The sequence below is a fragment of the Aphanizomenon sp. CS-733/32 genome (assembly GCF_028330045.1).
GTDB lineage: Bacteria > Cyanobacteriota > Cyanobacteriia > Cyanobacteriales > Nostocaceae > Dolichospermum > Dolichospermum gracile.
Genome location: NZ_JAQMSE010000154.1, coordinates 1 through 5,473, shown reverse-complemented (window position 1 = coordinate 5,473; position 5,473 = coordinate 1). Strand labels below are relative to the sequence as shown.

General features: G+C 37.8%; 8 protein-coding genes and 1 pseudogene. 7 read left to right on the top strand and 2 right to left on the bottom strand.

The genetic code is table 11. From position 1 onward, the window contains the following. On the top strand, window positions 1-1,189 hold a 1,189-nt coding region (locus tag PN471_RS12315; protein ID WP_271777084.1), incomplete at its 5' end, for an ATP-binding protein. A gap of 41 nt (window positions 1,190-1,230) precedes the next feature. On the opposite strand, the gene PN471_RS12310 is transcribed toward PN471_RS12315, so the two are convergent. Continuing rightward, the gene (locus tag PN471_RS12310; protein ID WP_271777083.1) at window positions 1,231-1,578 is read right to left on the bottom strand and encodes a hypothetical protein; all 348 of its coding nucleotides are present in this window, start codon (window positions 1,576-1,578) and stop codon (window positions 1,231-1,233) included. Between the two features lie 90 nt (window positions 1,579-1,668). Between PN471_RS12310 and PN471_RS12305 the strand changes: the two genes are divergently transcribed. The 5 genes and pseudogenes from PN471_RS12305 to PN471_RS12285 all read left to right on the top strand — a co-directional run bounded on the left by PN471_RS12305 (window position 1,669) and on the right by PN471_RS12285 (window position 3,409). Continuing rightward, window positions 1,669-1,887: a hypothetical protein gene (locus tag PN471_RS12305; RefSeq protein WP_028083595.1), complete on the top strand. Its 219-nt coding sequence runs from the start codon at window positions 1,669-1,671 to the stop codon at window positions 1,885-1,887. Beyond that, window positions 1,880-2,275 carry an aspartyl protease family protein gene (locus PN471_RS12300; protein WP_028083596.1) on the top strand — a complete coding sequence of 132 codons (396 nt, stop codon included), beginning with the start codon at window positions 1,880-1,882 and terminating at the stop codon, window positions 2,273-2,275. The genes PN471_RS12305 and PN471_RS12300 overlap by 8 nt, the downstream gene beginning before the upstream one ends. Before the next feature lie 12 nt (window positions 2,276-2,287). Continuing rightward, window positions 2,288-2,515, top strand: a pseudogene (locus PN471_RS12295) (ATP-binding protein); the annotation flags it as partial. A 292-nt stretch (window positions 2,516-2,807) separates the two neighbouring features. Next, window positions 2,808-3,026 carry a papain fold toxin domain-containing protein gene (locus PN471_RS12290; protein WP_271777082.1) on the top strand — a complete coding sequence of 73 codons (219 nt, stop codon included), beginning with the start codon at window positions 2,808-2,810 and terminating at the stop codon, window positions 3,024-3,026. A 14-nt stretch (window positions 3,027-3,040) separates the two neighbouring features. After that, on the top strand, window positions 3,041-3,409 hold the full coding sequence (locus PN471_RS12285; protein WP_271777081.1) for a hypothetical protein: 369 nt from the start codon (window positions 3,041-3,043) through the stop codon (window positions 3,407-3,409). A gap of 190 nt (window positions 3,410-3,599) precedes the next feature. Here PN471_RS12285 and PN471_RS12280 read toward each other — a convergent pair whose 3' ends face one another. Beyond that, on the bottom strand, window positions 3,600-3,758 hold the full coding sequence (locus tag PN471_RS12280) for a hypothetical protein (protein WP_271777080.1): 159 nt from the start codon (window positions 3,756-3,758) through the stop codon (window positions 3,600-3,602). A gap of 896 nt (window positions 3,759-4,654) precedes the next feature. Here PN471_RS12280 and PN471_RS12275 point away from each other — a divergent pair. Continuing rightward, window positions 4,655-5,068: a hypothetical protein gene (locus PN471_RS12275; RefSeq protein ID WP_271777079.1), complete on the top strand. Its 414-nt coding sequence runs from the start codon at window positions 4,655-4,657 to the stop codon at window positions 5,066-5,068. Window positions 5,069-5,473 lie beyond the last annotated feature (405 nt).

The window sequence follows — 5,473 nt, the reverse complement described above, 5'->3', positions numbered from 1 at the left end:
TTTTTTACAAACTTGGGCAACATCTTTAAATCGTCCTTTAATATTATTTATAGATGAAATTGATTCTTTACAAGACCAAACATTAATTTCAGTTTTACGACAATTAAGAGATGGTTTTCCTAACCGTCCAGAAAATTTTCCGACCTCAGTAGGATTAATTGGTTTAAGGGACGTTAGAGATTATAAAGTAGCGTCAGGTGGTAGTGACAGATTAAATACATCCAGTCCTTTTAATATTAAAGTTGCTTCTATTACTATGAGAAATTTTAATCTTGCAGAAGTAGGAGAATTATATCAACAACATACAGAATCTACAGGACAAATTTTTACACCAGAAGCTATAGAGACAGCTTATGATTTAACTCAAGGACAACCTTGGTTAGTCAATGCTTTAGCTAAAGAAATTGTGGAAAAAATGGTGAAAGATAGAAATATTGCGATTACCAAAGAACACATTTTACAAGCGAAGGAAATATTAATTGCTCGTCAGGATACTCACTTGGATAGTTTAGCGGAAAGACTCAGAGAAAAACGAATTAAAAATATTATTGAACCTATTTTAGCAGGGCAAACCTTACCCGATACCCTAGCAGATGATAGGCAATATTTAATAGATTTAGGATTATTACGACGTGATCCCAGGGGAGGCTTAGTTATTTCTAACCCCATATATCGTGAAGTAATTCCTCGTGTTTTAGTCCAAGGAACTCAGGATAGTTTACCTTTAATTAGTCCTAGTTGGTTGACTGCAAATGGTGAATTAAATATTGATGCTTTATTAACAGCGTTTCTCAAATTTTGGCGACAGCATGGAGAACCATTATTAAGTAGTGCTGCTTACCATGAAATTGCACCGCATATTGTATTAATGGCTTTTTTACATCGTGTGGTTAATGGTGGGGGAATTTTAGAAAGGGAATATGCCATTGGTAGTGATAGAATGGATTTATGTCTGCGTTATAAAGATGTTATTTTAGGAATTGAATTAAAGGTATGGCGGGATAAAAAACGCGATCCTCAAAGTGATGGAATTGAACAATTAGAATCTTATTTAGGGCGTTTGGGGTTGGATTTTGGTTGGTTATTTATCTTTGATAGGCGGAAAAATGCTTTACCAATGGAAGAAAGGTTATCAACTGAGGTTGTGGTGACGGAAAATCAACGTCGAATTACTGTGATTCGGGCGTGAATATTTTTAACAGCAGGATATCAAGGTTAAGAGATGGGAATTTAAACCAGAACTCGTGCCATTTCCCTAGTTCGATTTGCCCAGGTTTGAGACAACGTGGAAATTTCCAGACGACTAGAATCACTTGCCCAAGTTGATAACCAATGAATATGCCATTTGGATAATTGACGTTGTATTTGAGCTAATTCAAAGGCATTATCTACATCTAAATCAATGGCTGTCAATTCTAAAAACACTTTACTTTCTGGAATAATCTCAAGTACCGCTTCTCCATTAAATTCATTTAAACTGAGAGATGCCATTTGTAGAAAGTTCTGTGCTAATTTTTCCAGACGTACAGAAAGACGCTCACAACGAAAGGTAATTTGTTCTACAGTCCAGTTATTCATAAACCTCCTAATAATTTGTGGATGATTTGTTTCACTTCCGAACAGATCGCTTATGATAAATGTATTATTGTATATCTCAAAGTTTAAAATATGTCACTCGCTGAGTTAATTCCTCTGGTCAACAATCTAAGTCAGTCAGACAAGTTATCACTCTTCAAACTCCTAGCCACACAAATCCCAGACGCTGAACTACAAGTTATTTTTTCTGCTTCAGAATACCCGATTTGGTCGCCATATCACGCAACGGAAGCTGCAAACATTCTCATGCAGATGATTCAGGATCACCAAGAGGTATCTACTGATGCCTAGTACAGTTGAGTTTCCCTTTAATGATGATGAAGCATTACCCACAATTCCTATCATTCTGAGTTATGCAAACTCTTCTATTTCTGCAAATGCACTGCTGGATACTGGGTCTACTGTCAATGTCTTACCTTATGATATTGGGTTACAATTAGGCGCAATTTGGGATAATCAAACTGTTCGCTTGCCATTGGCTGGAAATCTGGCAAAAGTTGAAGCACGGGGGTTATTTGTGCAAGTTCAAATTGGGAATCTTGAACCCGTTCGTCTAGCATTTGCCTGGGTAGAAACCTCTAATGTACCCTTAATTCTTGGGCAAACTAACTTTTTTCGAGAATTTGATGTTTGTTTTGAAAGATCGCAATCCACAATCAAAATTATCCGAATTGATTAGCGATTGCACTAACCCAATATTAGCGATCGCAGGTTAACCCCAAAAGGTGAATTAAATATAGATGCTTTATTAACAGCATTTCTCAAGTTTTGGCGACAACATGGAGAACCATTATTAATGGCTTTTTTACATCGTGTGGTTAATGGTGGGGGAATTTTAGAAAGGGAATATGCCATTGGTAGTGACAGAATGGATTTATGTCTGCGTTATAAAGATGTAACTTTGGGTATTGAGTTACAGCAAATTGTCATCAAACCCGGAACAAGAACCCCACCCCCAACCCCCTCCCCGCAAGCGATGAGGGAGCGCAACGCTTACGCACTCTACTTACAGCAGTTGTCGGCGATTTAACCCACACTTTGATTACCTTCTTCCTTCGCGCTTTTCCTGCTGCGCGAGATCAAAAAATGTGGTTTATTTACCCGAAAATCGCTGTAAGACAAAGTTGAAATTTCCAAAGGACTAGAATCACTTGTCCAAGTTGACCACCAATGACTAAAATAAAATCAACATTTTTTAGGAGGTGCTGTTTTTGTATAATTTACCGGATGATTTAGCCATTGCCGAAATTCATCAAGCAATTGGTAATCTTGTCATTCGATTTCCATTACTTCATTGCCAAGAATGTGCCAAAACACTCAAACAGTGGCTAAAACAACGTAAAATTCCTGGTAAACTTTGGCGACTTTCGACTATATACGACAATGAAGATTTTATTTTGAGCGATCGCCTAGAAAAACAAGGTTTTTAATGGAGTTAAACTCAATGAGTACATTATTTAACTTACTCGAAAAAATTAAAACCAAACCAGGCTTATATTTGGGAACAGCATCTATCAGTAATTTACGGATGTTTATTTTGGGATATCGCTTTTCTCGTTCTGAATTAGGTATTACTAATACTGAAAATGAAAGTGATTTTTATAAAAACTTTCAACCCTGGCTACAAAACCGCTTATCTATCCATACCGTTAACGCTTGGGATAAAATTATTTTACTCACCTGTATTGATGAAAAAGCTGCATTTGATTACTTTTTTCAATTACTAGATGAATTTATTCAAAGAGACAAAAGCCAAGATATTGAACCAATCCTGGCTGAACCAGGCTCTAAAAATTCTCAAGAAGCTGCTTGAATAATAACAGTGAATCTTAGTGTGCTGGTTGTTTCTGTTGCAGTTAATCACAGTTAAGGAAGCACAAGATAATGGATTTTGAGCGATCGCTTCCCTCGCCATAGGCATCGCATTACATCATAAAAATTCATGAAAGAGGTTATCGAACGGTTCTGTATTTTTCCAGCGATAGGTGTTAAAATCTCGATAATCAACCGATAAAGTCTGACCAGTCTTGCAAGGAATTTTCTGAGGATTCATGTTGATTCAGAAGATAGCGTTTTTTCAGGACTTCTACAAGTTCCACTATGATTTGTTGTGCATCGGGAGGAAGAGACGCAATATCTTGTTGAATTGTATCTAAGTTCATAATCTGATTTTTCTGTTTCTCTGATTATAGTTTAGTAACGCACCGAAAATCAGTAAATAATCATACATAAGGTGCGTTACACTCCGTTAACGCACCCTACAAGATCAGCGATCGCACTGTGATTAGGGCTTGAGTCTTTTCAAAACTCACTGTTTTTAGCAGAAATAAATGGTATCATAAAATTAACAAAAATGCACTTATCACATTATGAATTACAGGGTTACAATTAGGCGCGATTTGGGATAATCAAACTGTTCGCTTGCCATTGGCTGGAAATCTTGCAAAGGTTGAAGCACGGGGGTTATTTGTGCAAGTTCAAACTGGGAATCTTGAACCCGTTCGTCTAGCATTTGCCTGGGTAGAAGCCTCTCATGTACCCTTAATCCTTGGGCAAAGGAACTTTTTTAGAGAATTTGATGTCTGTTTTGAGAGATCGCAATGTACGATCAAAATTATCCGATTCTAATAAGGGTTTATGTGTTTTGGTGCGATCGCACTGTAGCGTGTGTTAGCGATCGCGTAACTCACCGAAAATTAGTAAATAATCATAAATAAGGTGCGTTACACTCCGTAGGCATCGCAGTTAATAATAGTTAAGGAAGCACAAGAAAATTTGCCCCGAAGATGGTGTTACACTCAGACAAAGTGCAAAAAACTAGAATCTGTATCTTTCGTTGAACTTATGCTGACAACCACTCAGTTCGCTCCCATACTTAGGCAATTATCTCACTCCGATAAGCTCTTATTACTTAATTTCCTTGTAGCCGAGTTGCTCAGGGAGTCTGGTATTGTACCGATGTCTATTCAAGATGATGTCCATAGACAAGGTTTACATGACTCTTTTGAGGCTGCTGCCATTTTAGCTCAAGCATTAAAAGAGACACAAGAATTGACTCATGGTTAATAAAATAAGATTTGCCTTCACTGAGGTAGATCCCAGTCTTGGAGCATTAAGTACACTTCCTTATTTACCACTGACATTAACGTATCAAAATCAATCTTTGAATGTTTCAGGTCTGTTGGATACTGGTTCTAGTGTTAATGTCTTGCCTTATGAAATGGGATTAGGATTAGGCGCAGTCTGGGAAAATCAAAGGTTGTCTTTGCCATTAGGCGGTAATTTAGCTAGATTTGAAGCTCGTGCATTAGTTGTGAAAGCCACTGTTGAACAATTCCCTGCTGTGGATTTGGCTTTTGCTTGGACACAAGATAAGTATGCACCGTTAATATTAGGACACATGAACTTTTTTCTTGCGTTTGATGTGTGTTTTTACAGATCTGACTTGGTATTCGAGATTAGTCAAAGGTAGTTTTATTAAGAATTGTTTCAACATCTTTCTCAGGATCATCACAATCTTGAATTAACTTGAGAACTACCTTAGCACAAGCGAACTGCTTGCAGCAGCGCTAGTTCCCTCCGGGACGCTCCGCGAACGCTATCGCACTGCTTGATTCTGAAGGATGGCGATCAGTCGGATCAGGGAATAGCGATCGCACTAACCCCTTAACGGGTGACAAGGCGGTTGAAGATGAGATGTGGCAATAATTTGAGAAAATAAGGGAGTAAAAAAATACTTAACGGGTGACAAGGCGGCTAAAGAGCTTGTTTCATAAGGGATAGAGCCTGAAAGCCCCGTTGAAAAAAGAGGCGTTTATGAGGCTTGAGATTGATTAAATTCAGAGCTAAATCAGCCCATAATTCCATACCATAAATC

Excerpts from the sequence above, each read along its gene's own strand:
- PN471_RS12280 (WP_271777080.1), bottom strand. The coding sequence starts at position 3,758 with ATGAACTTAGATACAATTCAACAAGATATTGCGTCTCTTCCTCCCGAT.
- PN471_RS12305 (WP_028083595.1), top strand. The coding sequence starts at position 1,669 with ATGTCACTCGCTGAGTTAATTCCTCTGGTCAACAATCTAAGTCAGTCA.
- PN471_RS12275 (WP_271777079.1), top strand. The coding sequence starts at position 4,655 with ATGGTTAATAAAATAAGATTTGCCTTCACTGAGGTAGATCCCAGTCTT.
- PN471_RS12300 (WP_028083596.1), top strand. The coding sequence starts at position 1,880 with ATGCCTAGTACAGTTGAGTTTCCCTTTAATGATGATGAAGCATTACCC.
- PN471_RS12310 (WP_271777083.1), bottom strand. The coding sequence starts at position 1,578 with ATGAATAACTGGACTGTAGAACAAATTACCTTTCGTTGTGAGCGTCTT.
- PN471_RS12285 (WP_271777081.1), top strand. The coding sequence starts at position 3,041 with ATGAGTACATTATTTAACTTACTCGAAAAAATTAAAACCAAACCAGGC.